Source organism: Sphingopyxis sp. TUF1 (assembly GCF_036687315.1).
In the GTDB taxonomy this organism is placed as follows: Bacteria; Pseudomonadota; Alphaproteobacteria; order Sphingomonadales; family Sphingomonadaceae; genus Sphingopyxis; species Sphingopyxis kveilinensis.
Window position 1 is genome coordinate 3,030,768 of the sequence record NZ_CP144683.1, and the last position, 24,865, is coordinate 3,055,632.

Here is a 24,865-nt window from a genome sequence, read left to right on the forward strand (position 1 = left end):
GCCGAATTTCCGCTTACGCAAGCGGTAACGGGGAGCCGGTTCGCGATCGCGCATCGGCGGAAAGAGAGAAGGTTTAGCGTGTTCAAAGGTTTGAAGCCCATTCTTTACGGCGGGCGTGAAGTGTGGCCGCTCGTCGAAGGCGGCAAGGGCGTGTCGGCGACGAACCATATGTCGAGCGGTGCCTGGGCGGCGGCGGGCGGTATCGGTACCGTGTCGGCGGTCAATGCCGACAGCTATGACGCCGAGGGCAAGATCATTCCGCAAATCTATCGTGCGCTGACGCGCCGCGAACGGCATGAAGAATTGATCCAATATGGCATTGAGGGTGCGGTAGCACAGGTCAAGCGCGCCTATGACGTGTCGGGCGGCAAGGGCGCGATCAACATCAACGTCCTGTGGGAAATGGGCGGCGCGCAGCAGATTTTGGAAGGCGTGCTGGAACGCACCAAGGGTCTGGTCGCGGGCGTCACCTGCGGCGCGGGAATGCCGTACAAGCTCAGCGAAATCGCGGCGCGGCACAATGTTCTGTACCTGCCGATCATCAGCTCGGCGCGCGCCTTTCGCGCGCTGTGGAAGCGCGCTTACAGCAAGGTGCCGCATCTGCTGGGCGCGGTAGTGTATGAAGACCCATGGCTCGCGGGCGGACATAATGGCCTGTCGAACGCCGAAGACCCGCTGGTGCCGCAGGATCCCTATCCGCGCGTCGCGGCGGTGCGCGAGACGATGCGTGCCGAGGGGATCGCCGACGACGTGCCGATCGTGATGGCGGGCGGCGTCTGGTATCTGCGCGACTGGGAGGATTGGATCGACAATCCCGAGCTCGGCCAGATCGTCTTCCAGTACGGCACGCGCCCGCTGCTGACCGAGGAAAGCCCGATCCCGCAACAGTGGAAGGACCGGCTGCGCACGCTCGACGAGGGCGATGTGCTGCTCCATCGTTTTTCACCGACCGGATTTTATTCGAGCGCGGTGCGGAACCCCTTTCTGCGCGACCTTGAGGCGCGCTCGGAACGCCAGATTCCCTATTCGAAACAGGAAGCGGGCGATCATGTCGTCCAGCTCGATGTCGGGGTAAAGGGCAAGAATTTCTGGGTCACCCCGCACGACCGGGACCGCGCCCGCGACTGGTATGCCGAAGGCTATACCGAGGCGCTGAAGACCCCTGACAATACGGTCGTGTTCGTGACCGACGCCGACAAGGCGATGATCCGCAAGGACCAGACCGACTGCATGGGTTGCCTGTCGCATTGCGGTTTTTCGTCGTGGAAGGACCATGACGATTACACCACCGGCTATCTCGCCGATCCGCGCAGTTTCTGTATCCAGAAGACGCTGCAGGACATCGCGCACGGCGGCGACGTCGAACAGAATCTGATGTTCGCGGGCCACGCCGCATTCAATTTCAAGACCGATCCCTTTTATTCGAACAACTTCACGCCGACGGTGAAGCAGCTGGTCGATCGGATTTTGACCGGGGATTGAGCGGCGCACTTGGTTGGTTTTGAAACTCGCACAAAGCGATGAAGGCACCAAGAGGTTCTAAACTCCGTTCGCCCTGAGCTCGTCGAAGGGTCGTCCTGTCCTTAAACGTCGAAGAAGTACGGTGCTTCGACAAGCTCAGCACGAACGGAATAGAGGGATTTCTTTATGGCTTCGTGGCTTTGTGCGAGCCCAACCAGCGGCAAGCCTCAGACCCATCCCTCCAGCACTTGATCGGGCGGGCGGTGTCCGTCGCACCAGGCGCGGATATTGGCGATAACCTTTTCGCCCGATGCTTCGCGGCCTTCGATCGTCGCCGAACCGAGGTGCGGGAGCAGCACGACATTTTGGAGCGCGAGCAGCGTGGGGTCGACCGCAGGCTCGTGTGTATAGACGTCGAGCCCGGCCCCAGCGATGCGGCCGCTCTGGAGCGCCGCGATCAGCGCCTTTTCGTCGACGATCTCGCCGCGCGCGGTGTTGATGAGATAGGCGGTCGGCTTCATCGCGCCGATGCGCGCGGCGTTGACCATTTCGTGCGTTTCGGCAGTGTGCGGACAATGGATCGTCACGACGTCGCTGATGCGCAGCAGCGTGTCGACGCTGGCATGATAGCTCGCGCCCAATTCTTCCTCGATCGTCTCGGGCAGTCGCCGGCGGTTGTGGTAATGGATCGACAGACCGAACGCGCGCGCGCGGCGCGCGACCGCGAGGCCGATGCGTCCCATGCCGATGATGCCGAGCAGCTTGCCGCCGACGCGGTGCCCGAGCATCGCGCTCGGCGCCCAGCCGGCCCATTTGCCCGATCGCATCAGCTTCTCGCCCTCGGCCAATCGCCGCGGGACGCTGAGGATCAGCGCCATCGTCATGTCGGCGGTGTCCTCGGTAAAGACCCCCGGCGTGTTCGACACCATGATGCCCTTCGCGCGCGCGGCGGCGAGGTCGATATGATCGACCCCGGCGCCGAAATTGGCGATCAGTTTAAGCCGTTCGCCCGCCGCTGCGATCACCTCAGCGTCGATCGTGTCGGTCACGGTCGGGACGAAAACGTCGCAATCGGCGACGGCAGCTTTCAGCTCGTCCTTCGTAAAGGCTTGGTCGTGCGCTGACAGCGCCACGTCGAACAATTCGGCCATGCGCGCTTCGACATGCGGCATCAGCTGGCGGGTGACGATGACGCGCGGGCGTTTCGGACGGGATGAATCGGGCATGGCCGCCGATAGAGCGCGCTCGCGCGGAGGGGTCAAGGGGGCAGGCGGGGTTAGGACTGTGGATGACCGCGCCTTTGCCCGATACGGCCGGTTGATAAAGGTGCGTGAGTTTGACAAGGGAAGGGGATGACCAGCCGCAAATTTGCCCTGATTTTGCTCAGCCTCGCCGTCGTGGGACCGGCTTCTGCGCAATCGGACCCCGAACTCCCCTATTGGGCGTCGATCAGCGTCGACGAGGCGCGGATGCGCAAAGGGCCGTCGCCCGACGTGCCGGTATTGTGGGAATATCGGCGCAAGGATTTGCCGGTAAAAGTGATCGCGCGTCACGAAAACTGGCGCCGCATCGAAGACCCCGATGGCACGCGAGGCTGGATGGCGGCACGGCTCTTGAGCCGAACACGCACCGCGATCGTTACCGGCGGGGTGCGTCCGCTGCGCGCGGAGCCCAGCCCATCCGCGGCAATTGCCTATCGTGCCGAGCCCGGCGTCGTCGGACGGATTACCGAGTGCAAGGATGGCTGGTGCCGCTTTGACGTCAAGGGCCGCAAGGGGTGGATCGAAACGGATCATATCTGGGGCGATTAAGGGCGGCGCGGGAGCGGCGGGTTCCGACTGAAAGCGGACATAAGGAAACCCAACCCCTCCCCTAAAGGGGAGGGGCTTCCGTCGCGTCGAACTTCAGCTCACCACCTTAAAGCCGTCATCCAATCCGCCAACAAAAAGAAAGCCGGACGGTCGCCCGCCCGGCCCTCTTCGTCATCCGCGAGGCTTAACGCCAGCGGAAATGGTTGCGATAGACGCGGACCACCTTGCCGCTGCGTACATTGACCAGCAAAAGGTCATTGTAATGGCGCACATAGGCCAGGTTACGGCCCGGCCTCGGCACGCCCCAACGGCTGTCCCACGCCGGGCGATAGGCCGGCGCATAATAGGTCGGGCGCAGCGTCACGCCGACGCCGAACGACTGATAGCGGAAGGGCGCGCGATAGTTCTGATAACGCTTGTCGCGGCGCCAATCCTGCTTGCTGTCGCGAAGGTCGCGGCGGGCGTCGTTATATTCGCGACGTTCCTCGCGCACGTCGTCGCGGTCGCCATAGCGGACGGCATCCTTATATTCGCGGCGCTCCTCGCGGACATCGCGCCGGTCTTCACGGATCTCGCGCGTCTGCGCCTGCGCGGCCGCCGGGACGATCATCGCGGCGATCAGACCGGCGGTGAGAAATTTCATCTTCTTCATGTGCCATTCCTTTCAAATCCGTCAGGGGGAGGGGAGATCTGCCCGACGACAGGAAGAGCATTAGGCGCGTCCGTTTGAACGGTGCCGGAATGGAGCGTTTATGTTCAGGTCATTAGTGTCGCAATTTGTCGCGGAGTTTCGATGGGGTGGCGCGATCTTGCGATGAGTGCCAGGAACTTTCAATCGTGGCGCGAACCGGCTTTCGCCGGGTTCGCAACCACCGGGATTTTGTCGTCAGATCAGCTCGATCGCCACCGCGGTCGCTTCGCCGCCACCGATGCACAGGCTCGCGATGCCGCGCTTTTTTCCGTGGCGTTGCAACGCCGCGATCAGCGTGGTGATGATGCGCGTGCCGCTAGCGCCGATGGGGTGACCGAGCGCGGTCGCGCCGCCGTGGACGTTGATCTTGTCGTGCGGAATGCCGAGGTCGTGCATCGCGAACATCGCGACGCAGGCGAAGGCTTCGTTGACCTCGAACAGATCGACGTCGCTAATGCTCCAGCCGGTCTTGGCGAGCAATTTGTTGATCGCGCCGACGGGGGCGACGGTGAAATCCTTGGGCTCCTGCGCATGGGCGGCGTGTGCGACAAGGCGAGCGACGGACTTCGCACCCTTGGCATCGGCAACCGACTGGCGGGTGAGGACAACCGCGGCGGCGCCGTCCGAGATCGACGAGCTGGTCGCCGCGGTGATCGTGCCGTCCTTGGCAAAGGCGGGCTTCAGCGTCGGAATCTTGTCGGGCATCGCCTTGCCGGGGGCCTCGTCCGTATCGACAATCACGTCGCCCTTGCGACCTGCAATCGTGACCGGCGCGATTTCTGCGGCGAATGCGCCGCCGGCGATCGCGGCCTTGGCGCGGCTTAGCGACTCAAGCGTATAATCGTCCTGCTCCTGGCGGCTCAGCTGATAGGCGTCGGCGGTGTCCTGAGCGAAGGTGCCCATCGCGCGGCCCGCCTCATAGGCGTCTTCCAGCCCGTCGAGGAACATATGGTCATAGGCGGTATCGTGACCGATGCGCGCGCCCGAGCGATGCTTCTTGAGCAAATAGGGCGCGTTAGTCATCGATTCCATGCCGCCCGCGACGATCAGGTCGACGCTGCCTGCGGCGAGGGCTTCGGCGCCCATGATGACGGTCTGCATCCCGGAGCCACACACTTTGTTGACGGTGGTTGCTTGCACCGACTTCGGCAGGCCCGCCTTGATCGCGGCCTGGCGCGCCGGCGCCTGGCCGAGCCCGGCGGGCAGGACGCATCCCATATAGATACGCTCGATGTCGTCACCCGAAACGCCGGCGCGTTCGACCGCTGCCTTGACCGCGGTCGCGCCGAGATCGGTCGCGCTCGCGTCCGACAGGCTGCCCTGCATACTGCCCATCGGGGTGCGGGCATAGGACAGGAAAACGACGGGATCAGTGGCGGTCATATCGAGAGACTCCGTAGGGGAAAGATACGTCGGCGGGTCGCTTAGCCGAAATGCTGCACATGCGAAAGGGGCAGGAGGCACGATCGGCCCGGCTCGCGTTTTGCGGGGCGAAGGGCGGCTGAAACTGACGCCATGAGGGCAAAGTTCAGTGAAGTTCAGCCCAATGGCGAATCCGTTAGGCGTGCGGCCCGCGACGATCGACGGTGCAGTGGCGGGCGGGAGCGGGAAGGGCGCCGATCACCTTGAAGCATAGCGAACCATAGTAGGAAAGCGGTTTTTCAGGGGGCGAGGACAAGGCGAGTTTCCTAATCATCCAGCCATTCGCAGATGATTTTTCCCCGATGGCCATCGGGCGCCAGCGCGGCGCGCGTGGCTTCCAGCAACGGCGGCAGCGCCTGCGTGAAGGCGTAGGGCGGGTTTATGATGAACAGGCCCGCTCCGTTGTAGATGCCGGGCTGTTCGCGGTCGTACAGCCAATGTTCGACCACCAGAAATTTCGGGATGCCGAGCTTGCGCAGCTGCTGTTTCCACCGCCAATGCGTCTCGCGGTCTTTCAGCGGATACCAGATCACCGTCACGCCATGCGCCCATTTGCGATGCGCAGCGGCGAGCGTGGACGCGATGCGGGCGCGTTCATCGGTCTGTTCATAGGGCGGATCGACGACCACCACGCCGCGCGGGGTGCGCGTCGGCAGCATAGCCAGCCACAGTTCATAAGCGTCGCGCTGGTGCACGGCGGCGGGTGTACCGCGCATGGAGCCGCGCAAGGCATAGGCGTCATCGGGATGTTTTTCGTTGAGGATCAGGAAGTCCTGAGGGCGCAGCAACTGGGCCAGAACCTGCGGCGAACCGGGGTAGAGACGCGGTTCGGCCCCGGCATTTACCGCGCGTACGGCGGCGCGGTAATCGTCCAGCAACGGGTTGGCGTCGGCAAAGGCTCGCAATACGCCGGCTGTCGCCTCACCCGTGCGCCTCGCCTCGTCGCTGCCAAGGTCGTACAGCCCGCAGCCGGCATGGGTGTCGATAAGGGTCAGCGCGCCCGGTTTTTGCTGTAAGGCGCGCACGAGCGCGATCAGCAGGCCATGCTTGACGACATCGGCGCTGTTGCCGGCATGAAAGCTGTGGCGATAATTCATCGTAATTCAAAATCCTGGCGTTCTGCCTCCGCACGGGCGGTACGGCGCGGGAGCCGGGCGCGAGCGGTGGAAACATCGGGTCGGGTGCCCGTATAGGGTTCGACGGAAAGCTTCAAAACATTCTGCGTGCGGCCCGAACTCCGGCGTCGCGATCGACGGCCGAGGCGGGTCCATCGCGTACGCAGGTTTCAACTTGCAACTAGCCGTGCGTCATGGTGAAGTCGTGCAAGTCCAAAACAGGGAGACGGGTCATGGCGAGCGCGATCAAGCAGGATATTGCCGGTGAAACGGCGCGGATGCACGCGGTGCTGGCGGCGCAGAAAGCGAGCTTTACCGCGGCGATGCCCGAAAGTCTGGCAGTGCGTACCGACCGCATCGACCGCGCGATCGCGATGCTCGTCGATCATGCCGAGGATTTCGCGAAGGCGGTGAGCGAGGATTTCGGGCATCGCAGCCGCGAACAGACGCTGATGACCGACATCATGCCGTCGGTGAGCGCGCTGAAACACGCAAAAAGACATATGGCGAGCTGGGCGAAGGGCGAGAAGCGCAAGCCCACCTTTCCGCTGGGCCTGCTAGGCGCGAAGGCCGAGGTCGTCTATCAGCCGAAGGGCGTCGTCGGCGTCGTCGCGCCGTGGAATTTCCCCGTCGGCATGGTGTTCGTGCCGATGGCGGGTATCCTCGCGGCGGGCAATCGCGCGATGGTGAAGCCGAGCGAGTTTACCGAACATGTCTCGGCATTGATGGCGCGGCTGGTGCCTGAATATTTCGACGCGAGCGAAATGGCGGTGTTCACCGGCGACGCGGAGGTCGGAATCGCCTTTTCGAAGCTCGCTTTCGACCATATGATCTTTACCGGCGCGACGAGCGTCGGGCGGCACATCATGCGCGCCGCCGCAGATAATCTGGTTCCGGTGACGCTGGAGCTTGGTGGCAAGTCGCCGACCTTTATCGGGCGCAGTGCGAACAAGGATCTGGTCGGCCAGCGCGTTGCGCTCGGCAAGATGATGAATGCCGGGCAGATCTGCCTTGCCCCCGACTATCTGCTCGTCGCCGACGATCAGGAACTTGAGGTAATCGACAGCGTGACCAAGGGCGCCGCCGCGCTCTATCCGACGTTGCTGTCGAACGACGATTATACGTCGGTGGTGAACACGCGCAATTACGACCGCCTGCAATCTTACCTCACCGACGCGCGCGACAAGGGCGCCGAGGTGATCGAGGTCAATCCGAGCGGAGAAGATTTCGCGAGCGCCAACGGCCACAAGATGCCGCTCCATATCGTCCGCAACCCGACCGACGACATGAAAGTGATGCAGGAGGAAATTTTCGGCCCGATCCTGCCGGTCAAGACCTACAAGACGATCGACGACGCCATCGACTATGTAAACGCCCACGACCGCCCCCTCGGCCTCTATTATTTCGGGCACGACAAGAGCGAGGAGGACCGCGTACTGACGCGGACGATCTCGGGCGGGGTGACGGTCAACGATGTGCTGTTCCACAACGCGATGGAGGATCTGCCCTTTGGCGGCGTCGGACCGTCGGGAATGGGCAATTATCACGGGGTCGACGGCTTTCGCACGTTCAGCCACGCCCGCGCGGTGTACCGCCAGCCCAAACTCGATGTCGCAGGGCTGGCTGGATTCAAACCGCCCTATGGCAAGGCGACGGCGAAGACGCTGGCGAAGGAACTGAAGAAGTAGGGGAAGAAGCAAGCCCCTATTCCGTTTGCCCTGAGCTTGTCGAAGGGCCGTTCCTTCTCTTTGATGCTACAAAAAGAAGGACGGTGCTTCGACAAGCTCAGCACGAACGGATTTTCGTCACAGCCTCAATCCGCCCCAGCGATCTTGACGTCCTTGCCCAGCAAGGTTTTTACATACACCCGCTGAATCAGCACAAAGATCACCACCGTCAACGGCGCCGCGAGCAGCACGCCCAGGAACCCGAACAACAGCCCGGCCGCGACGACCGCGAACAGCAGCACCGCGGGCGGCACGTCGACCGCTTGCTTCTGAATCATCGGTTGCAGGAAATTGCCCTGAAGCTGCTGAATGACCAGAAACAGGACCAGCGTCCACAGCGCGGTCATCGGCGACACTGTGAAGGCGAGCAGGACGGCGGGGATGCCGGCAATGATCGGCCCGATCATTGGAATGACGTCGAGCAGGCCGGCAATCAGGCCGAGCCCGCCCGCCGCGGGCACGCCGAGCAATGCAAGCCCCGCCCAGGTGAGCGCCGCGACGACGAGCGAGGATACGGCCTGTCCCACCATCCAGCCCTTCAGTCCGCGCGCCGCATCGTCGAGCGCGAGCGCCGCCGTCGGCTCGGCGCGCGCAGGCATCAACATGAGCAGCCCGCGACGATAGGTGGCGGGATCGCTGGCGAGGAAGATTGCCGCAACGAGCACAAGCACGAAATCGGCGACCCCGCTGCCCGCGGCGAGCGCATAGCCTCCGGCTTGCGAGACGAGCTGCGAAAAATCCTGGCTCCCCACCTCGGCGAGTTCGCGCACGCGCGCGCCAAGGCCATAGCGATCAAGGAACGCCTCGACTCCGCGCAGGGCCTGCGGCAGTTGCTGCTGAATCGTATCGATCTCGCGCGCGAGCTGCGATCCGAAGAGAATGAAGGCGCCGGCAAAGACGGCCACGATCCCGGCAACCGACAGCGCGAGCGCAATGCCACGCCCGACGCGCACGCGGCGCACGAGCGCACTTGCGATCGCATCGAACACCGCGCCGAGCACGACGGCCGCAAAAACCAGCATGAAAAAGCGCGTCAGGCTGACAGCGAGCCATGCGACGCCGACGATAGCGATCACGATGGCCGCTGCCATCGCGATCCGTCCGGGGCCGAAAGCGGGCGCGAGAGGCGCCTCGGTGGGGGCGGGGCATGCCTTGTTCTGCTCAATCATATGCCTCATCTTATGCACGAAGCCGCTTATCCACTAGACGGAAAGTATCTTTTTGTGGCAACGGCTGCCCCGCATCGGCGAGCGCGGGGAGTCGAAGTCCGCGCCGTCGCCGTCCACGGGCCCCTGTGGTGAAATTGGTAGACGCGCTCGACTCAAAATCGAGTTCCGCAAGGAGTGCTGGTTCGAGTCCGGCCAGGGGCACCAAAGCTGTCGAGGTCGACGGCACAGAGTTTCTGGTTATCGCAACATATGTGCTCGTCGATAGGCGCTGGTCGTTAAAGCTCGGGCAGGTTACCGGCGATGGGCAACAATCAGGATTAAAAAAGGGCGCTGAAGTAATGCATCAGCGCCCTTTTTTCTCAGAATCTCTGAAATGCTCAGTTGGCTGGCCGACCGCCAGTGGCCTGCGTGACCGCCTCCGCGAATTGCTCTGCGGTATATGCCGCTGCGAGTCCGGATGGTGACATCAGAAAGGCGTCGCGCGGCAGGCTAACATCTTCGCCGGCGGGTGTAGTGACCACCACAGCTTCGGCGCTTGCGGATTTCACCTTGCCGAGCACTGCTGCGCCTTTGAGGCTGCGAACTTCGGCACCGGTGACGAGTGCGGCGGCAACCGCGGCATCATCGGCAGCGGCGGCGGTATTTACTTCCTTCATTGCGGCTGCGAACTGCTCGGCGGTAAAGCTGGTTTGAAGACCAGCCTGGCCCATGAAAAATGCGTTACGCGGCAGTTTGACTTCGCCGCTCGGCGTCGTCAGCACGACCCCCTCGGCATCCGCAAGCTTCACCTTGCCAAGCACCGCGGTGCCGTTCGCGCTGCGCACGTCGGCACCAGGTTGCAGCGCTGCGGTCAGCTGCGCTTCGCCTGCGGCTGCGGCCTGATCGACGGCCGCCATAACCTGCGCCTTGGTCGCGCCGATGGTCGGGCCTTTTTCAAGCATACCAAAGGATGCGCTGGGGAGGGTGACCTGCTTGCCGTAGCCCAGATCAACGATGACATTCGCGCCTTGTACGGTCGTAACGGAGCCGAGCTCGACGCCTTCGGAATCAAAGACCTTGGTTCCGACCGAGAGATTCACCGCCGCCGAGGCGGCATCCTGCGCAACCGCCGGCGCCGCGGCAACAGCTGCCATGGTAAGAGAAAGAGTTGCGACAAAGCCTGCGAATTTCCGCATTGCTTACGATCTCCTTGAGATAATGGGGATTGGAACGATGAATCTTGAACGCGTATGAAGCGTCAGGAGCTACGCCAAGACTGATGAACCGTGCGTATGACAAGACGAAGCGACGTTATCTTGCCGAATGGTTCGAGCTGACGCAGCTGTAGGTCATAGGAAACCGGGATTTTTGCGCTGTGGGTCTCGCAACTGCATCTTCGCGCGCAATGACGGGGGGACTTGCAAGCCGCACGGGCTCCACCTAAATAGCGATTGTGCGGGCCGGGCCCCTCTGGCGTCGGCGGGATATTTCCCGCTGCGTGATGTCGGACCGCATCGGGTGACACCGATGCTCTGGCCCTTCCTCCCCCTGTTCGAGGGTTCGGCATCGGCGTCACCTGCTTGATTTATCAATCAGGAGGCCCTTTTCGATGATCTTTCATCCTAATTTCTATCGTCTGGCTCTGCTCCATCGCCAGCTTGCCGAAGCCGAACGGCGCGAAGCACGGCGTCAAAGCGCCAGCCCGTTTCGGCTGCTCCGGCTAAAGACGCTGAAGCTTGCAGTTAAAGAGCGGTTGGCCGCGCTGACCTTGCGGTCCCTAAACCCGTCGGCCCGCGCAGCGCTCGCCCTGTAGACTTCAGATCACGCGCCGCGCGCGCTGTCGAACGGCGGCCCGCGCGGCATATCCAGGGAAAAGACCATGGAATTTCTGTTTGCTGACTGGCTGGGCACCCCGGCCTGGTTTTGGCTGGCCTTTATCGCGATCGTTATCGCGCTGACGGCTTTCGACCTTGGCATCCTGAACAAGGAAAACAAGGAAATGGGAATCGGCGAAAGCTTGAAGCTCTCGGCGCTCTACATTGGAATCGCACTCGCGTTCGGTGCGTGGGTCTGGGCCGCGAAAGGGGGCGAGGCGGGGCTGCAATATTACACCGGCTTCTTCATCGAGAAGGCGCTGTCGATCGACAATATCTTCGTCATCTCGCTGATCTTCACGACCTTCGCGATTCCGCCGCGCTATCAATATCGCGCGCTGCTCTGGGGTATCGTCGCGGTGATCGTGCTGCGCGGGATCATGATTGCGGGAGGCGCGGCGCTCGTCACCGAATATGGCTGGCTGCTCTATGTGTTCGCGGCCTTCCTTGTGTTCACGGGGATCAAGATGCTGTTCGCGGGCGAAAAGCCGATGGACGTGGCGGGGAACCCGGTGGTCAAGTGGCTGTCTCGGCATATCCCGATCACCAACGAGTTGCACGGCGAGAAGTTCTTCGTCCGCGTGCCCGACGGGAAGACGGGCAAGCTGATCCTCGCAGCAACACCGCTGTTCCTCGCGCTCGTTGTCATCAATCTGGCCGACCTGGTGTTTGCGGTCGACAGCGTGCCGGCAATCTTTGCGATCACGACCGACACGTTCATCGTCTACACGTCGAACATCATGGCGATCCTGGGGCTGCGCGCGCTGTATTTCGCTTTGTCGGCGATGGTTCACCGCTTCCATTACCTTAAATATGCGCTTGCGCTGGTGCTGGTATTCATCGGGTCGAAGATATTTGTCGCCGACTTTATACTAGGTGGCGACAAGTTCCCGCCGCTTGTCAGTCTGGGCGTGACCGTGGCGTTGATCGCGGGCGGTATCATCTGGTCGCTGATCAAGACGCGCGACGAGGAAGTGCCCTTGCCTCAATAAAATGCCCGCCGGAAGCTTTGCGGCTTCCGGCGGACAGGCTTTCCTCCCCAGGAAAGCTCGGGAGGCGCGGGACGAGTTTGCAAAGGCGTCCCGCGCCAAGAGGGTTGGCGCGAGGGGTTGCAACGGGCCCCTCGCGCCGAACTCGCTTAAGCGGCGAACTGGTTCATCGTGTTGTCCTTGCCAGCAGCCTTCAGGGCTGCTTCGCCAGCGAAATATTCCTTGTGGTCGTCGCCGATGTCGCTGCCCGACATATTCTGGTGCTTCACGCAGGCGATGCCCTGACGGATTTCGGCGCGCTGGACGCCCTTGACGTAGCCCAGCATCGCTTCGTCGCCGAAATATTCCTTGGCCAGATTGTCGGTCGACAGCGCCGCGGTGTGATAGGTCGGCAGGGTGATGAGGTGGTGGAAGATGCCCGCCCGCTTTGCTGCGTCGCGCTGGAAGGTGCGGATGCGGTTGTCGGCTTCTTCGCCGAGCTCGGTGCCGTCATAATCGACGCTCATCAGCTTGGCGCGATCATAGGCACTGACGTCTTTGCCCTCGGCCTGCCAGCTGTCGAACACCTGCTGGCGGAAGTTCAGCGTCCAGTTGAAGCTCGGTGAATTATTGTACGCAAGCTTCGCATTCGGGAAGACTTCGCGGATGCGATCGACCATGCCCGCGATCTGTTCGATGTGCGGCTTTTCGGTCTCGATCCACAAGAGGTCGGCGCCGTTCTCGAGACTGGCGATGCAATCCATCACGCAGCGGTCCTCGCCGGTTCCGGGGCGGAACTGATAGAGGTTCGAGGGCAGGCGCTTCGGACGCATCAGCTTGCCGTCGCGGTTGATCAGCACGTCGCCGGGGTTGCCCGCGCCGTCGACTTCTTCGCAATCGAGGAAGCTGTTGTAGCGGTCGCCGAGGTCGCCGGGTTCCTTCGAGAAGGCGATCTGCTTGGTCAGGCCGGCGCCGAGGCTGTCGGTGCGCGTCACGATGATGCCGTCCTCGACACCGAGTTCCATGAAGGCGTAGCGGCAGGCGCGGATTTTCGCGATGAAATCCTCGTGCGGGACGGTGACCTTGCCGTCCTGGTGACCGCACTGCTTTTCGTCCGAGACCTGATTTTCGATCTGCAGCGCGCAGGCGCCGGCCTCGATCATCTTCTTGGCGAGGAGGTATGTCGCCTCGGCATTGCCGAAGCCCGCGTCGATGTCGGCGATGATCGGCACGACGTGCGTTTCGTGATTGTCGATCGCGGCCTGAACCTGTTTCGCCTTGAGCTCGTCGCCCTCGGCGCGCGCGGCGTCGAGATCGCGGAACAGCATGCCGAGCTCGCGGGCGTCGGCCTGGCGGAGGAAGGTGTAGATTTCCTCGATCAGCGCGGGAACGCTGGTCTTTTCGTGCATCGACTGGTCGGGCAGCGGACCGAATTCGCTGCGCAGCGCCGCGATCATCCAGCCCGACAGATAGATGTAGCGACCCTTGACGGTGCCGAAATGCTTCTTGATCGAAATCATCTTTTGCTGGGCGATGAAGCCGTGCCAGCAGCCGAGCGACTGGGTGTAGTTCGCGGGATCGGCGTCATAGGCGGCCATGTCGGCGCGCATGATGCGCGCGGTGTAGCGGGCGATGTCGAGGCCGGTGCGGAACTTGTTCTGGGCGCGCATCCGGGCGACGCTTTCGCCGCTGATGCCGTCCCAGGTGCCGTCATAGTCGCGGATGAGGCGGCCGGCCTGTGCCATGTCTTCCTGATAACCCATCGTCGTATCCTTGTGCGGAGGTGATGGGTGGAAGTTGGCGAAGGTGTCGCGAAAAGGGAAAAGATTTGTCAATAATATTTGTGAAATATGGCCAATAGGTGTAAAGCGACATGTAATATTGTAAAGAAAGTTACAAAATGAGCGAGCGGCGGGTGTTTGCGGGGCCGGCGGTGCGGCGGGTGCGGCGCGAGGCGGGGATGACCCAAGCCGCCATGGCCGACGCGCTCGACATTTCGCCGAGTTACCTCAACCTGATCGAGAATGGTCAGCGGCCGCTGTCGGCCACAGTGCTGGTAAAGCTGGCCGAACGCTTTGCGTTCGATGCCGCGACCCTGGGCGGCGAGGAGGTGCCGGGGGGCGCGGCTGGGCTCAAGCGCCGGCTCGCCGACCCGCGCTTCGCCGACCTGGGGATCGGCGCCGAGGAGGTCGAGGAATGGCTTCAGACCGCGCCCGCGACCGCCGCGGCGTTCGCGCGGCTGTTCGACGCGGCGCCCGAAGCGGCAAGCGAAAGTGACGGCGACGCGCCCGAAGTTGCCGCGGTGCGCCGCGCGATCGAGAAATGGCGCAACCATTTCCCCGATCTGGACGCGCGGGCTGAGGAGCTGGCCGACGAGCTGCGGCTGGCGGGCGGCGACCTTTATGGCACGATTTCAGAGCGTTTGCGCACGCGCCACCAGCTCGGCATCCGCATTTTGCCCGCCGACGTGATGCCCGATCGGCTGCGCTGGCTCGACTGGCACGCGCGGCAACTTATGCTGAGCGAACTGCTGCGCCCCGCGTCGCGGACCTTTCAGGCGGCGGCGACGCTCGCGCAGATCGAGGCGAAGGGCGAGATCGACGCGCTGGTCGCGGGCGCCGAATTTGCCGAGAGCGCGGCGGCGCGGCTGTTCGAGCGGCACCTGATCCACTATTTCGCCGCGGCGCTGATGATGCCGTACAGCCGTTTTTTGCGGGCATGCGACGCGACGGGATATGATTTGCTGCTGCTCCAGCGGCGCTTTGGCGCGGGGTTCGAGCAGGTTGCGCACCGGCTGACGACGCTCCAGCGCGTCGGCGCGCGCGGGCTGCCCTTTTTCATGCTGCGCATCGACCGCGCGGGGCAGGGGAGCAAGCGGTACGCCGGGGCGAGCCAGTCGCCGCTGACCGACGGCGACGCGCGCTGTCCGCTGTGGGGCATCCACGAAGCCTTTGCGCGGCCGGGCGAAGTGATCGCCGATCTGGTCGAGCTGGAGGATGGATCGCGCTGGTTCACGCAAAGCCGCAATGTCGCGGCGCCGGGCGCGACGGGCAGCGGCACGCCCGCGCGCTTTGCCGTGTGCGTCGGGGTCGATGCCAAGGTCGCGGCGCCGCTGATCGCCGCGCGCGGGATCGACCTGATGCGCAGCCCCGCGACGCCGATCGGCCTCGGGTGCCGCCGCTGCACGCGCACGGGATGCGTGCAACGGTCGATGCCGCCGCTGGGAAGACCACTGCGGTTCAGGGATGGCGAGCGCGGGGCGAGCGCGTTCGATTTTGCGGGGGACTGAATCGCGCTAGCCAGTTTTGCGATAGCCGATTAACACCACGCCATGGGCGTTGGGGACATCAGCATCGAACGGCTGGAGAAACTGGTCGCGGAGGTAAAGCCTTCGGGCGGTTCGGAAATGTCGAACTATCAACTGTTCGTCGAGCGGCTGACCGGCGCGCTTGGCCTGCCGCAGCCCGAGTTTGCGCGCGAGGAAACGCGGTTCAACGATTATGTGTTCGAACGCAATGTGACGTTCCGCCACCCGAACGGCACCAGTTCGACGGGCCGGATCGACTGTTACAAGCGCGGATGCTTTGTGCTGGAAGCGAAACAGTCGGCGAAGCGGCAACAGGCGATCGAGAGCGAGCAGCTGGCGCTGGCGGGGATCGAGACCGCGCAGAAACTGGGTCACGCCAAACGCGGGACCAAAAGCTGGGACAAGGTGATGATCGCGGCGCGGCGGCAGGCGGAGGATTACGCCCGCGCGCTGCCGGTCGATCATGGATACCCGCCCTTCCTGCTGATCGTCGATGTCGGCAATGTGATCGAGGTTTACGCCGATTTTTCGGGGCTGGGGAAGAATTACGACCATTTCCCCGACCGGCAGAACTACCGCCTGTCGATGGACGACCTGCTGCTGCCCGAGGTGCAGGAACGGCTGGCGGCGATCTGGACCGCGCCGCAGACGCTGAACCCGACGCTGCGCGCGGCAGAGGTGACGCGCGACATCGCCGAACGGCTGGCAAAGATCGCCAAACGGCTGGAAAAGAAATATGCGCCGGTCGACATCGCGCAGTTCCTGATGCGGTGCCTGTTCACGATGTTCGCCGAGGATGTCGGGCCGGAGGATGAGGCGCAGCGCCTGATCCCCAATCGCGGGTTCGAGCGGCTGTTGCACCAGATGATCGACACGCCCGAACATTTCGCGCCCGCGCTGGAAAGCCTGTGGCGGGTGATGGACAGCGGCGGTTATGCGCCGCACCTGAATGCATCGATCAAGCGGTTCAACGGCGCGCTGTTCAAGGACAGCCGCGCGCTGAAGCTCGACCAGGACGACATATTGGAGCTGCACAATGCCGCCAGGCGGCGCTGGGGCGATGTCGAACCGGCGATTTTCGGCACGTTGCTGGAAAGCGCGCTCGACCCCACCGAGCGGTCGCAGCTGGGCGCGCATTATACGCCGCGCCCCTATGTCGAGCGGCTGGTGATCCCGACGATCATGGAGCCGCTGCGCGCCGATTGGGAAGAGGTCAAGGCGGCGGTCGAGGATCTGCGGCAACGCGGCGCGCATGACGCGGCGTTGCAGGCGGTGCGCGATTTCCACCACCGGCTCTGTACCCTACGCGTACTGGACCCGGCGTGCGGCACGGGCAATTTCCTGTATGTCAGCCTGGAACTGATGAAGCGGCTGGAGGGCGAGGTGCTCGACGCGCTCGACGCGCTGGGCGAAAGCGAATCGAAGCTGTTGCTGGACGGCGAAACGGTCAGCCCGCGGCAGTTTTTCGGGCTGGAGCTGAACCCGCGCGCGGTGCCGATCGCCGATCTGGTGCTGTGGATCGGTTTTCTGAAATGGCAGCTGAAGACGGTCGATGTGAAGGACATCCCCGAGCCGATCCTGAACGCCTATGGCACGATCCGGCATCAGGATGCGCTGATCGCCTATGACGCCAGGGAACTGGCGCGCGACGGACAAGGGAACCTCATCACCATCTGGGACGGGGTGACCAGGAAATTGCACCCGATCACCGGCGAGGAAGTGCCCGACGAGACGGCGCGCAAGGAAACCTATCATTATGTGAAACCGCGCCGGGCGGCGTGGCCCGAGGCGGAGTTTATCGTCGGCAATCCGCCCTTTATCGGCGGCAAGGACATGCGCGCCGAACTGGGCGACGGTTATGCCGAGGCGTGCTGGAAGGTGCGGCCCGATGTGCCCGGCGGCGCCGATTTCGTGATGCATTTCTGGGACGAGGCGGCGCGGCGGCTGACCGCCAAGCCCGCGAAGAAGGGCGCGGTCAACCCGCTGCGCCGCTTTGGCTTCATCACCACCAATTCGATCACCCAGACGTTCAGCCGCCGCGTGGTCGAGTGGTGGATGAATGCCAAAGACCCGCTGAGCCTGATCTATGCCGTGCCCGACCATCCCTGGATGAAATCGGCGGACAAGGCGGCGGTGCGGATCGCGATGACAGTCGCACAGGTGGGCAATCATGAGGGGGTGCTGGCCGAGGTGGTCGGCGAGGCGGCGCTGAACACGGATGCGCCGAAGGTGGAGCTGGATAAATCCGAAGGGAAGATAACTTCGCACCTACGTATCGGTGCTGATCTGTCAAAGTCACTGCCTTTGCTGGCGAATGAGCTTGTAGCAAGCCCGGGCGTGAAGCTTCACGGTGCAGGCTTTATCGTAACCCCCAAAGAGGCCGCTGGTCTTGGGCTTGGCAGCGTTCCGGGCTTGGAAGCCTACATACTTCACTATCGGCACGGACGCGATCTAGCCCAGCGACCGCGCGGCGTGATGGTGATCGACCTATTTGGGTTGACAGCAGAGCAGGTCAGGGATCGCTTTCCGGCTGTCTATCAGCGCGTCGTTGATCGCGTGAAACCGGAGCGGGACCAGAACAATCGAGCAGTTCGCCGTAACAACTGGTGGTTGTTTGGAGAAACGGCTCCACTCTTCCGCGAATATACAGCAGGAATTGGTCGTTATCTCGCAACTGGTGAAACCGCCAAACATCGCTTTTTTCAGTTCCTGGATGCCGCAACGCGTGCCGACAATATGCTCTTAGCGATCGGCTCAGACGCAGCCGATCATCTTGCGATCCTTTCCTCGCGCCTGCATGTTCACTGGGCTCTCACAACGGGAGGAACGCTGGAAGATCGCCCTCGCTATAATAAGACGAAGTGCTTCGATCCTTTCCCATTCCCCCTGAACCCATCTCGCCGTCTGACCGAACTCGGCGAACGGCTCGACGCCTTTCGCAAGGAGCGGCTGGCGGCGCATGACTTTCTGACGATGACGGGGCTGTACAATGCGCTGGAGCGGGTGCGCGAGCTGGACGCGGGGATCGGCGATCCGCTGACCGATGCCGAGCGCGACACCTATGACGCCGGGCAGATCGCGATCCTGAAGGAACTGCACGACGAAATCGACCGCGAAGTCTTTGCCGCCTATGGCTGGAGCGACCTGGGCCTAGCGCTGGTCGGCAAGCCCGGCGGGACGACGCCCAGCACGCACAAGAGCGCGGAGCAGGAGGCGGCGGAAGAGGAATTGCTCGTCCGGCTGGTCGCGCTCAATCAGGAACGCGCGGGCGAAGAGAAGGCGGGGGTGGTCCACTGGCTGCGCCCCGATTTCCAGAAGCCGCGGCTGGCCGCCAAGGTGAAGGGCGCGGTGCAGGTCGAGGCCGATCTGGGCGAGGTCGTGCGCGTCGAGGCGGTCAAATGGCCGAGCGACGGGCTGGACCAGATCCGCTCGGTCCGCGACCTGCTGGCACGCGCCGAATCGCCGATCGCCGCGCCCGTGCTGGCGGCGGCGTTCGGCGGGCGGACGACGCCGAAACGGCGCGAACGCGTCGAGCAGGTGCTGGAAACGCTGGTCGCGACCGGCGCCGCGCGGCGCGACGAGGCGACGCGCGGCTATTACCTGCCCAAATGATCGGGGGGTCCATGGGTGTCTCGACTTCGCTCGACACGAACGGAATGGAGGCGTTGCCGATTGAGCGCACGCCGCGCTAAACGACGGGCGAGCCCAGCAGTGCCGGTGATGTGCGCCATGGGTCCTGACCCTAGACGTTAGAGCGGCCGTTTCGGGCGCCTTGCCGGGAAGGCGATGGTTACCCCGCCGCTTAATATGACACGCCCCCTGCCGTATCTTGACCATGCGCGTCCTTAACGGGGCGCGGTGGGACCGAAATATGCTTGTTCGAATCAGACCGGAGGACGCCGAGATCGGCATGTTCATCCACGCCTTTGACGGTTCGTGGTTCGATCATCCATTCTGGCGGCGGCATTTCCGCGTCGAAACCGCGGAGCAGCTGCGCCGGATCCGGCTGGCCGACATCGACGCGCTGGTGATCGATGTCGACCGCAGCCTGGTGCCCGTCGGCGAAGCGGCGGTGGGGACCGCAGAACGCGGGGCGCCGCCGCCCGGGCGCGAAAAGGCCGAGGCAAACTCGGCAACATTGCGTGAGCCTTTGCGCAAACCCGCGTACCCCGGCGAAAGCCGGGGCCCAGAGCGTGACGGCGCGACGCCTGCTTCTGGCCGCCCTGGACCCCGGCCTTCGCCGGGGTACTGCGCTCGCTTGTTCGAAGGCGACAAGGGCCGATCGCGCGCCGCCGTGCCGTTCGGCCCGCCGCAGCCCGAGGCGCGCGACGTGCCGCGCGGTCGCCGCGGTTATGCCGCCGAATGCCGCCGCGCGCGGCGCACGATCGAGCGCACGCGCGAGGGGGTCGCCGACATGTTCGCCGCGGCGCGGCTGGGCCGCGCGGTCGATACGCGGCGGATGGCGCGGCTGTCGCGCGCGATCGCGGCGTCGATCGCGCGCGATGCCAAGGCGCTGATCAACCTCGTCCGGCTAAAGGAAAAGGACGAATATACCTATCTCCACTCGGTCGCGGTCTGCGCGCTGATGACCAATTTCGCGCGCCACCTGGGACTGGAGGAGGATGAAGTCGACGATCTGGGGATCGCGGGGCTGCTCCACGATGTCGGCAAGGTCGCGGTCGCCGATGCGGTGCTGAACAAGCCGGGGCGGCTGTCGCAGGCGGAGATGCGGTCGGTGCGCTCGCACCCGGTTGCGGGGCACGCGTTGCTTGCCGCGTCGCCCGGCGTGCCCGACGCGGCGCTGGACCTGTGCCTGCGGCACCATGAGAAGGTCGACGGGTCGGGCTATCCGGGGCGGCTGGCGGGCGAGGCGCTGTCGCTCGCGGCGCGGATGGGGGCGATCTGCGACGTGTATGACGCGGTGACGTCGAACCGGCCGTACAAGGAGGCGTGGAGCCCGTGCGAGGCGCTGACCGCGATGCAGGGGTGGGCAGGGCATTTCGACCCGGTGCTGCTCGACCGCTTTGCCGACAGCCTGGGCATTTTCCCGGTGGGGACATTGGTGCGGCTGTCGACGGGCGAGCTGGGGCTGGTCGCGGGCAGCGCGGGCGAGGGGGGCGAGGATGTCGTCGTGCGCGCCTTTTTCGATTGCGCGACATTGTCGGAGATCGCGCCGGTTGACCACGTGATCGCGCCGTCGGCCGAGCATCCGCGCATCGTGGGGCGCGACAGTCCGACCTTCTGGCGCTTTCCCGACTGGGAGGCGATGCGGATGCGGGTTTTGACCGAGCCGGCGGTGGGGGATGCACCCGCCGCCGCCTGAAACGTCGAAGGTCAGGCCGCCGCGGCTTGGGCCATCGCGACAAGGGTCGTGGCGATCAGCGCTGCGGCGAGCAGGCGCTGGAGCAGCGCTTTCGGGCGCGGACGGGGGCGCATGATCGCGAGCAGCGGGATCGCGATCGTCAGCGTCCAGAAGATTGCGATGAGCGGCGCACCATTGCCGACGAGGATGCGCGCGAGGAAGGTGAGCGTCAGCGCCAGCGGGACGCCCCAGATGACGCCGTCCCAGCCCGCGCGGAGCCGTGGTTCATGGAGGCCGCGCCGCTGGCGCTTGCCGAGCCAGATCGACGTGCCCGTGGCGACGACGATGGTGAGCGCGAGGCCGAAGATAATATAGGCGAGCTTGACCGGCAGGCCGCCGTAATTGCCGAAATGAAGATTATAGGTCGAGGCGGCGAGTTGCTGCCCCATATGCCCGTCGGACAGGCCGACCTTGCCATGATAGCTGCCGTCTGCGCCGAACTCATAGGTTTCGCCGTAGATCAGGCGGCGCGGATGTTCGGCGATCAGCTGGATATGCTGGCCGCGCGTCTGCGGATCGTGGAGGATGATATAGGTCGGGCGGACGTCGGGACGATTCTTTGCCAGCCAGGCGAGCGGCGCGGCGACATTGGCGAGCGGGGCGGGGGCGGCGTCGGGCGCGGCTTCTTCGCCGAAGATCGGCGCATAGGCGGCCTCGACGTCATTTTTGTAAAAAGCCGCGGCGAGGCCATAGGCGCCGACGACGCCGAGGCCGATCATCGCGCCGGTGAGCGCAATCGCGAGCGAGAAGGGCAGGGTCCAGACGCTCAGCCGATTGTGCCAGTCGGCGAGTCCGACGCCGTGATTGTCGCGCGCGCGGAGGCGGAAGGCATCGCGGAAGATGCGCGGGTGCGCGACGACGCCCGACAGCGCCAGCGCGACGATCATCACCCCGAAGATGCCGACGATCGTCATTCCGACGAGGCCGGGGATGTTGAGCGCATAATGGGCGCCGAGCAGAAAATCGGCCCAGGCGACCTCCTCGCGGCCCCAGATGCGGCCATCGGGTTCGATATGGAACGCCTGATGGTCGGTGGTGATCGTCGTGCGCGGCAGGCCTTCGACGGGCATGTGGACATAGAGGTGCGTCGTGCCGGGCTTGTCCTTTTCGGTGGCGAGGACGGCGGCGACGGCGCGCTGGACGGCATCGGGGGCGATCGCCGCCATTTCGGGGGCGCCGGGCTGCTCGATCCGCTGCCATTCCTGATAGAAAACGACGACGGTGCCGGTGAGGCAGATGAGGTAGAGCAGCGCCGAGGCGAGCAGGCCGATCGCGGCGTGGCCCGACAGCGCGCGCTGCACCGCGTCCTTGGAAATGGCAAGCGTCACAGAGCGCCTCCGATGAAGATCAGGCCGAGGCCGGCGGCGGCGGGGATGGCGAGCAGCATATATTGCGAACGGCGGCGCGGCAGCATGAGCAGCGCGAAGGCGAGGATGCCCCAGAGGAGCGGGAGCAGCAGCAGCGTCATCGCATTGCCGTCGGCGTCGCTCCACCCTGCGAGGCCCGCGAGCGCGCGCGCGCCAAGTGCGGCGAGCAGCGACGCGGCGAAGGCAAGCGGGACGGTGAGGAGGAAGGTCAGCAGGCGGCGGCCGAGGTGTCGGGGCTCGCCCGCTTCGGGGAGCATATGCGCCTTGCGGTCCGACGCGCGCGCCTTGCTGGCGGGGGCGGTCCAGCCGGCGTGCGCAAGCAGCAAAGCGGCGGCGGTCATGGCGAAAAGCGAGGCGACCGCGAGCCCCCACGCGCCGTCGCCGGCGAGCGCGAGCGCTGCGCCCGCGAGCATCAGCGCCCAGCCGATGCCGTTCTGCATCGCCGAGCGGCGCGGCAGGCTCCACGCGCGGCGGAGTTGCAGCACCGCGGCGACCGTTGCCGCGGCGCCGATCCACACGAGGGGCGCGGTCGCGCTCACCGGAAGCGGTAGCCCACGGTCGCCATCACATTGCGCGGCGCGCCGACGAAACAGTCGCCGCGCGCGAGGCACGATGCGAAGAACTTGTTGCCCAGCAGGTTCGTCGCGTTGACCGCGAAACGCCAGTTGTTCCAGTTGATCTCGGCGAGCGCATCGACCGTCGTATAGCTGGGGGTGACCAGCGACCAGGCGGGCCCCGTCGAGCGGCGCTTGCCCGTGTAGACGACCCCGGCGCCGAGCCGCAGCTGCGCTTCATCGACCAGCCCGAAGGTCTTGGTCGACCAGATCGAGGCGATGTGGCGCGGCAGATAGTCGAGGTCGGTATTCACCTCCGACTTCAGCTTGTTATAGCCGTAATTGACGAGCAGGTCGAAATTGCCGGGGAGCGTGTGGCTCGCCTCGACCTCGACGCCCTTGGTGGTCAGCTCGCCCGACTGCGCGGTGCCGCCGCCCGCGAGATAGAGCACGCGGTTGCGTTCCTTGACGCGAAAGCCGGTGACGGTGACGAGTGTGCCAGGGCGCGGGTTCCACTTGATCCCGGCTTCCCATTGTTCGCCGGTCTGCGGGCGGAACGGATCGCCGACGCTGCCGTCGGCATTTTCGTTGCGTCCGGCGATCGGCAGGAAGCTTTCGGTATAGCTGACGAAGGGCGAGAAGCCCGCGCCGATCTCGCCGATGATGCCCGCGCGGAAGGTCGTCGCATTGTCCTTGTTCCCCGCCGACGAGGTCACGCGGTCGCGCCGAGCGCCGAGAACGACCGACACGCGGTCGAAGAAGCGGATCTGGTCCTGGACATAGACACCGAGCTGTTTCTGCGAATCATAGGCGAACGGGCCGGTCGGATCGTAGGTGAGCAGCGCGTCATAATCGATGTCGTAGAGGTCGATCGTTTCGAAGCCGAACACACCGCGCTTGCCGACCTTGTTCCAGCTGTAGTCGATGCCGACGAGCAGCTTGTGCTCGATATTGGCGCCGGTGCTGAAATTGAACTGGAGATTGTTGTCGGTCGAAAAGACGTTCATCCGCGCGTCGCTGGCGTCGGCGTAGAGGCCGATGGTGCGGCGGTCGGCGGCGAAGGGGTCGGTGGGGTTCGAATAGCTGTTCGCATAATGGGTGAAATATTCAAGGTCGCTGTCGATATAGCGCGCCTTGAGGCTGAGCCGCACCGCGTCGGAGAAGTCGTGCGTGACGCTCGCCATGCCTTGCAGCGAACGGCCAGCGTAGCGGTCCCAACCGGGCTTACCGACGAAGGTGTAGGGGTCGAGCGGTCCCGGCGCGCCGGGGTTGGGGCGGAAGGTGCCGATGATCGGCAGGAACTGCGACGTCGAGCCCGTGTCGTCCTCCTGATAGAGGCCGGTGAGGATTATGTCGGTGTCGGGGGTCGGCTGCCAGCGGACGGAAGGGGCGAACATCACGCGGTCGTCGGGCACATGGTCGACATAGGTGCCCGCGTCGCGCGCGCGGCCGACGGCGCGGATTGCGAAGCTGTCCGACAGCGCGAGGTTGACGTCGGCGAGCACTTCCTTGCGGTCGAAGCTGCCATAGACGAGGTTGATTTCGCCCTGCGTTTCGAAGCCCGGGGCTTTCGACACGAGGTTGACGAGGCCGCCGATCGAGCCCTGGCCGAACAGCACCGACGCCGGACCGCGGACGATTTCGACGCGGTCGAAATTATAGGGGTCCGAGGTGATGCTGGCATAGTAGGAGAAGATGTCGCGCATCCCGTCGCGGAACTGCAGCGCGTCGATGCCGCGGACGTTGAAGCCGTCGACGCGCGTGTCGCGGCCATAGGGGTTGGCGAGCACGCCCGCGGCATATTTCACCGTATCGCTGATGCTGATCGCGCCCTGCGCCTCATATTGGTCGGCGGTGATGACCTTGACCGGCTGCGGCAGTTCGACAAGCGCGGTATCGGTCTTTGTCCCCGCATAGCCGGTGACGACTATCTGGTCCTGATCCTCGATCGCAGCCGAAGCGGCCTCGTCGGCAAAGGCGGTGCCGCCGGCCAGCGCGGTGCAGGCGAGCATGGCGATACGCGCAATTTTCACTTTGATTTTCCCCTGATTGTTCGGA

Annotated in this window: 18 protein-coding genes and 1 tRNA gene; 9 read left to right on the forward strand and 10 right to left on the reverse strand. The window is 64.3% G+C overall.

Annotated elements, in window-relative coordinates; all coding sequences use genetic code 11:
* Positions 1 to 78: 78 nt before the first annotated feature.
* On the forward strand, positions 79 to 1,482 hold the full coding sequence (locus VSX77_RS14250; RefSeq protein ID WP_338425266.1) for an NAD(P)H-dependent flavin oxidoreductase: 1,404 nt from the start codon (positions 79 to 81) through the stop codon (positions 1,480 to 1,482).
* 206 nt (positions 1,483 to 1,688) lie between these two features.
* Here VSX77_RS14250 and VSX77_RS14255 read toward each other — a convergent pair whose 3' ends face one another.
* Complete coding sequence (locus VSX77_RS14255) at positions 1,689 to 2,687, reverse strand: 2-hydroxyacid dehydrogenase (RefSeq protein WP_338425267.1); 999 nt, start codon at positions 2,685 to 2,687, stop codon at positions 1,689 to 1,691.
* 126 nt (positions 2,688 to 2,813) lie between these two features.
* On the opposite strand from VSX77_RS14255, the gene VSX77_RS14260 reads away from it, so the two are divergent.
* A complete protein-coding gene (locus VSX77_RS14260; RefSeq protein ID WP_338425269.1) occupies positions 2,814 to 3,272 on the forward strand; it encodes an SH3 domain-containing protein in 459 nt (152 codons plus the stop codon).
* Positions 3,273 to 3,456: 184 nt separating this feature from the next.
* Here the strand turns inward: VSX77_RS14260 and VSX77_RS14265 are convergent, their stop codons facing one another.
* From VSX77_RS14265 to VSX77_RS14275, 3 genes are all read right to left on the reverse strand, one after another.
* Positions 3,457 to 3,924 (reverse strand): hypothetical protein, encoded by a 468-nt coding sequence (locus tag VSX77_RS14265; RefSeq protein ID WP_338425271.1) that lies wholly within the window; start codon positions 3,922 to 3,924, stop codon positions 3,457 to 3,459.
* A gap of 234 nt (positions 3,925 to 4,158) precedes the next feature.
* Positions 4,159 to 5,346, reverse strand: a complete 1,188-nt coding sequence (locus VSX77_RS14270; RefSeq protein WP_338425272.1) for an acetyl-CoA C-acyltransferase — start codon at positions 5,344 to 5,346, stop codon at positions 4,159 to 4,161.
* A 305-nt stretch (positions 5,347 to 5,651) separates the two neighbouring features.
* On the reverse strand, positions 5,652 to 6,482 hold the full coding sequence (locus VSX77_RS14275; RefSeq protein WP_338425273.1) for a 23S rRNA (adenine(2030)-N(6))-methyltransferase RlmJ: 831 nt from the start codon (positions 6,480 to 6,482) through the stop codon (positions 5,652 to 5,654).
* A gap of 251 nt (positions 6,483 to 6,733) precedes the next feature.
* On the opposite strand from VSX77_RS14275, the gene VSX77_RS14280 reads away from it, so the two are divergent.
* Entirely contained in the window at positions 6,734 to 8,188 is a 1,455-nt protein-coding gene (locus VSX77_RS14280; RefSeq protein ID WP_338425274.1) for a coniferyl aldehyde dehydrogenase, read from the forward strand.
* A 125-nt stretch (positions 8,189 to 8,313) separates the two neighbouring features.
* Here VSX77_RS14280 and VSX77_RS14285 read toward each other — a convergent pair whose 3' ends face one another.
* On the reverse strand, positions 8,314 to 9,396 hold the full coding sequence (locus VSX77_RS14285) for an AI-2E family transporter (RefSeq protein ID WP_338425275.1): 1,083 nt from the start codon (positions 9,394 to 9,396) through the stop codon (positions 8,314 to 8,316).
* Between the two features lie 119 nt (positions 9,397 to 9,515).
* Between VSX77_RS14285 and VSX77_RS14290 the strand changes: the two genes are divergently transcribed.
* Positions 9,516 to 9,600, forward strand: a tRNA-Leu gene (locus VSX77_RS14290).
* Between the two features lie 173 nt (positions 9,601 to 9,773).
* Here the strand turns inward: VSX77_RS14290 and VSX77_RS14295 are convergent.
* The gene (locus VSX77_RS14295; RefSeq protein WP_338425276.1) at positions 9,774 to 10,571 is read right to left on the reverse strand and encodes a hypothetical protein; all 798 of its coding nucleotides are present in this window, start codon (positions 10,569 to 10,571) and stop codon (positions 9,774 to 9,776) included.
* Between the two features lie 413 nt (positions 10,572 to 10,984).
* Here VSX77_RS14295 and VSX77_RS14300 point away from each other — a divergent pair, with 413 nt between their 5' ends.
* Together VSX77_RS14300 and VSX77_RS14305 are read left to right on the forward strand one after the other, a co-directional pair.
* The gene (locus VSX77_RS14300) at positions 10,985 to 11,188 is read left to right on the forward strand and encodes a hypothetical protein (RefSeq protein ID WP_338425277.1); all 204 of its coding nucleotides are present in this window, start codon (positions 10,985 to 10,987) and stop codon (positions 11,186 to 11,188) included.
* Between the two features lie 66 nt (positions 11,189 to 11,254).
* Positions 11,255 to 12,241 (forward strand): TerC family protein, encoded by a 987-nt coding sequence (locus VSX77_RS14305; protein ID WP_338425278.1) that lies wholly within the window; start codon positions 11,255 to 11,257, stop codon positions 12,239 to 12,241.
* Positions 12,242 to 12,387: 146 nt separating this feature from the next.
* Here the strand turns inward: VSX77_RS14305 and VSX77_RS14310 are convergent, their stop codons facing one another.
* Complete coding sequence (locus VSX77_RS14310; RefSeq protein WP_338425279.1) at positions 12,388 to 13,980, reverse strand: isocitrate lyase; 1,593 nt, start codon at positions 13,978 to 13,980, stop codon at positions 12,388 to 12,390.
* Positions 13,981 to 14,117: 137 nt separating this feature from the next.
* Here VSX77_RS14310 and VSX77_RS14315 point away from each other — a divergent pair, with 137 nt between their 5' ends.
* The 3 genes from VSX77_RS14315 (at position 14,118) to VSX77_RS14325 (ending at position 20,847) form a co-directional block, all read left to right on the forward strand.
* Complete coding sequence (locus tag VSX77_RS14315) at positions 14,118 to 15,506, forward strand: helix-turn-helix domain-containing protein (protein WP_338425280.1); 1,389 nt, start codon at positions 14,118 to 14,120, stop codon at positions 15,504 to 15,506.
* Between the two features lie 42 nt (positions 15,507 to 15,548).
* Positions 15,549 to 19,136, forward strand: a complete 3,588-nt coding sequence (locus VSX77_RS14320) for a class I SAM-dependent DNA methyltransferase (RefSeq protein ID WP_338425281.1) — start codon at positions 15,549 to 15,551, stop codon at positions 19,134 to 19,136.
* 259 nt (positions 19,137 to 19,395) lie between these two features.
* A complete protein-coding gene (locus VSX77_RS14325) occupies positions 19,396 to 20,847 on the forward strand; it encodes an HD-GYP domain-containing protein (protein ID WP_338425282.1) in 1,452 nt (483 codons plus the stop codon).
* Positions 20,848 to 20,858: 11 nt separating this feature from the next.
* On the opposite strand, the gene VSX77_RS14330 is transcribed toward VSX77_RS14325, so the two are convergent.
* Genes VSX77_RS14330 through VSX77_RS14340 form a run of 3 tightly spaced genes read right to left on the reverse strand, consistent with a single transcriptional unit; the run spans position 20,859 to position 24,819 of the window.
* Positions 20,859 to 22,214: a PepSY-associated TM helix domain-containing protein gene (locus tag VSX77_RS14330; RefSeq protein WP_338425283.1), complete on the reverse strand. Its 1,356-nt coding sequence runs from the start codon at positions 22,212 to 22,214 to the stop codon at positions 20,859 to 20,861.
* A complete protein-coding gene (locus tag VSX77_RS14335; protein WP_338425284.1) occupies positions 22,211 to 22,792 on the reverse strand; it encodes a hypothetical protein in 582 nt (193 codons plus the stop codon). The genes VSX77_RS14330 and VSX77_RS14335 overlap by 4 nt, the downstream gene beginning before the upstream one ends.
* Complete coding sequence (locus VSX77_RS14340; RefSeq protein ID WP_338427280.1) at positions 22,789 to 24,819, reverse strand: TonB-dependent siderophore receptor; 2,031 nt, start codon at positions 24,817 to 24,819, stop codon at positions 22,789 to 22,791. The genes VSX77_RS14335 and VSX77_RS14340 overlap by 4 nt, the downstream gene beginning before the upstream one ends.
* Positions 24,820 to 24,865 lie beyond the last annotated feature (46 nt).

Coding starts and splice junctions, on each gene's coding strand:
- VSX77_RS14255 (WP_338425267.1), bottom strand. CDS start 2,687: ATGCCCGATTCATCCCGTCCGAAACGCCCGCGCGTCATCGTCACCCGC.
- VSX77_RS14260 (WP_338425269.1), top strand. CDS start 2,814: ATGACCAGCCGCAAATTTGCCCTGATTTTGCTCAGCCTCGCCGTCGTG.
- VSX77_RS14265 (WP_338425271.1), bottom strand. CDS start 3,924: ATGAAGAAGATGAAATTTCTCACCGCCGGTCTGATCGCCGCGATGATC.
- VSX77_RS14270 (WP_338425272.1), bottom strand. CDS start 5,346: ATGACCGCCACTGATCCCGTCGTTTTCCTGTCCTATGCCCGCACCCCG.
- VSX77_RS14275 (WP_338425273.1), bottom strand. CDS start 6,482: ATGAATTATCGCCACAGCTTTCATGCCGGCAACAGCGCCGATGTCGTC.
- VSX77_RS14280 (WP_338425274.1), top strand. CDS start 6,734: ATGGCGAGCGCGATCAAGCAGGATATTGCCGGTGAAACGGCGCGGATG.
- VSX77_RS14285 (WP_338425275.1), bottom strand. CDS start 9,396: ATGATTGAGCAGAACAAGGCATGCCCCGCCCCCACCGAGGCGCCTCTC.
- VSX77_RS14295 (WP_338425276.1), bottom strand. CDS start 10,571: ATGCGGAAATTCGCAGGCTTTGTCGCAACTCTTTCTCTTACCATGGCA.
- VSX77_RS14300 (WP_338425277.1), top strand. CDS start 10,985: ATGATCTTTCATCCTAATTTCTATCGTCTGGCTCTGCTCCATCGCCAG.
- VSX77_RS14305 (WP_338425278.1), top strand. CDS start 11,255: ATGGAATTTCTGTTTGCTGACTGGCTGGGCACCCCGGCCTGGTTTTGG.
- VSX77_RS14310 (WP_338425279.1), bottom strand. CDS start 13,980: ATGGGTTATCAGGAAGACATGGCACAGGCCGGCCGCCTCATCCGCGAC.
- VSX77_RS14315 (WP_338425280.1), top strand. CDS start 14,118: ATGAGCGAGCGGCGGGTGTTTGCGGGGCCGGCGGTGCGGCGGGTGCGG.
- VSX77_RS14320 (WP_338425281.1), top strand. CDS start 15,549: ATGGGCGTTGGGGACATCAGCATCGAACGGCTGGAGAAACTGGTCGCG.
- VSX77_RS14325 (WP_338425282.1), top strand. CDS start 19,396: ATGCTTGTTCGAATCAGACCGGAGGACGCCGAGATCGGCATGTTCATC.
- VSX77_RS14340 (WP_338427280.1), bottom strand. CDS start 24,819: ATGCTCGCCTGCACCGCGCTGGCCGGCGGCACCGCCTTTGCCGACGAG.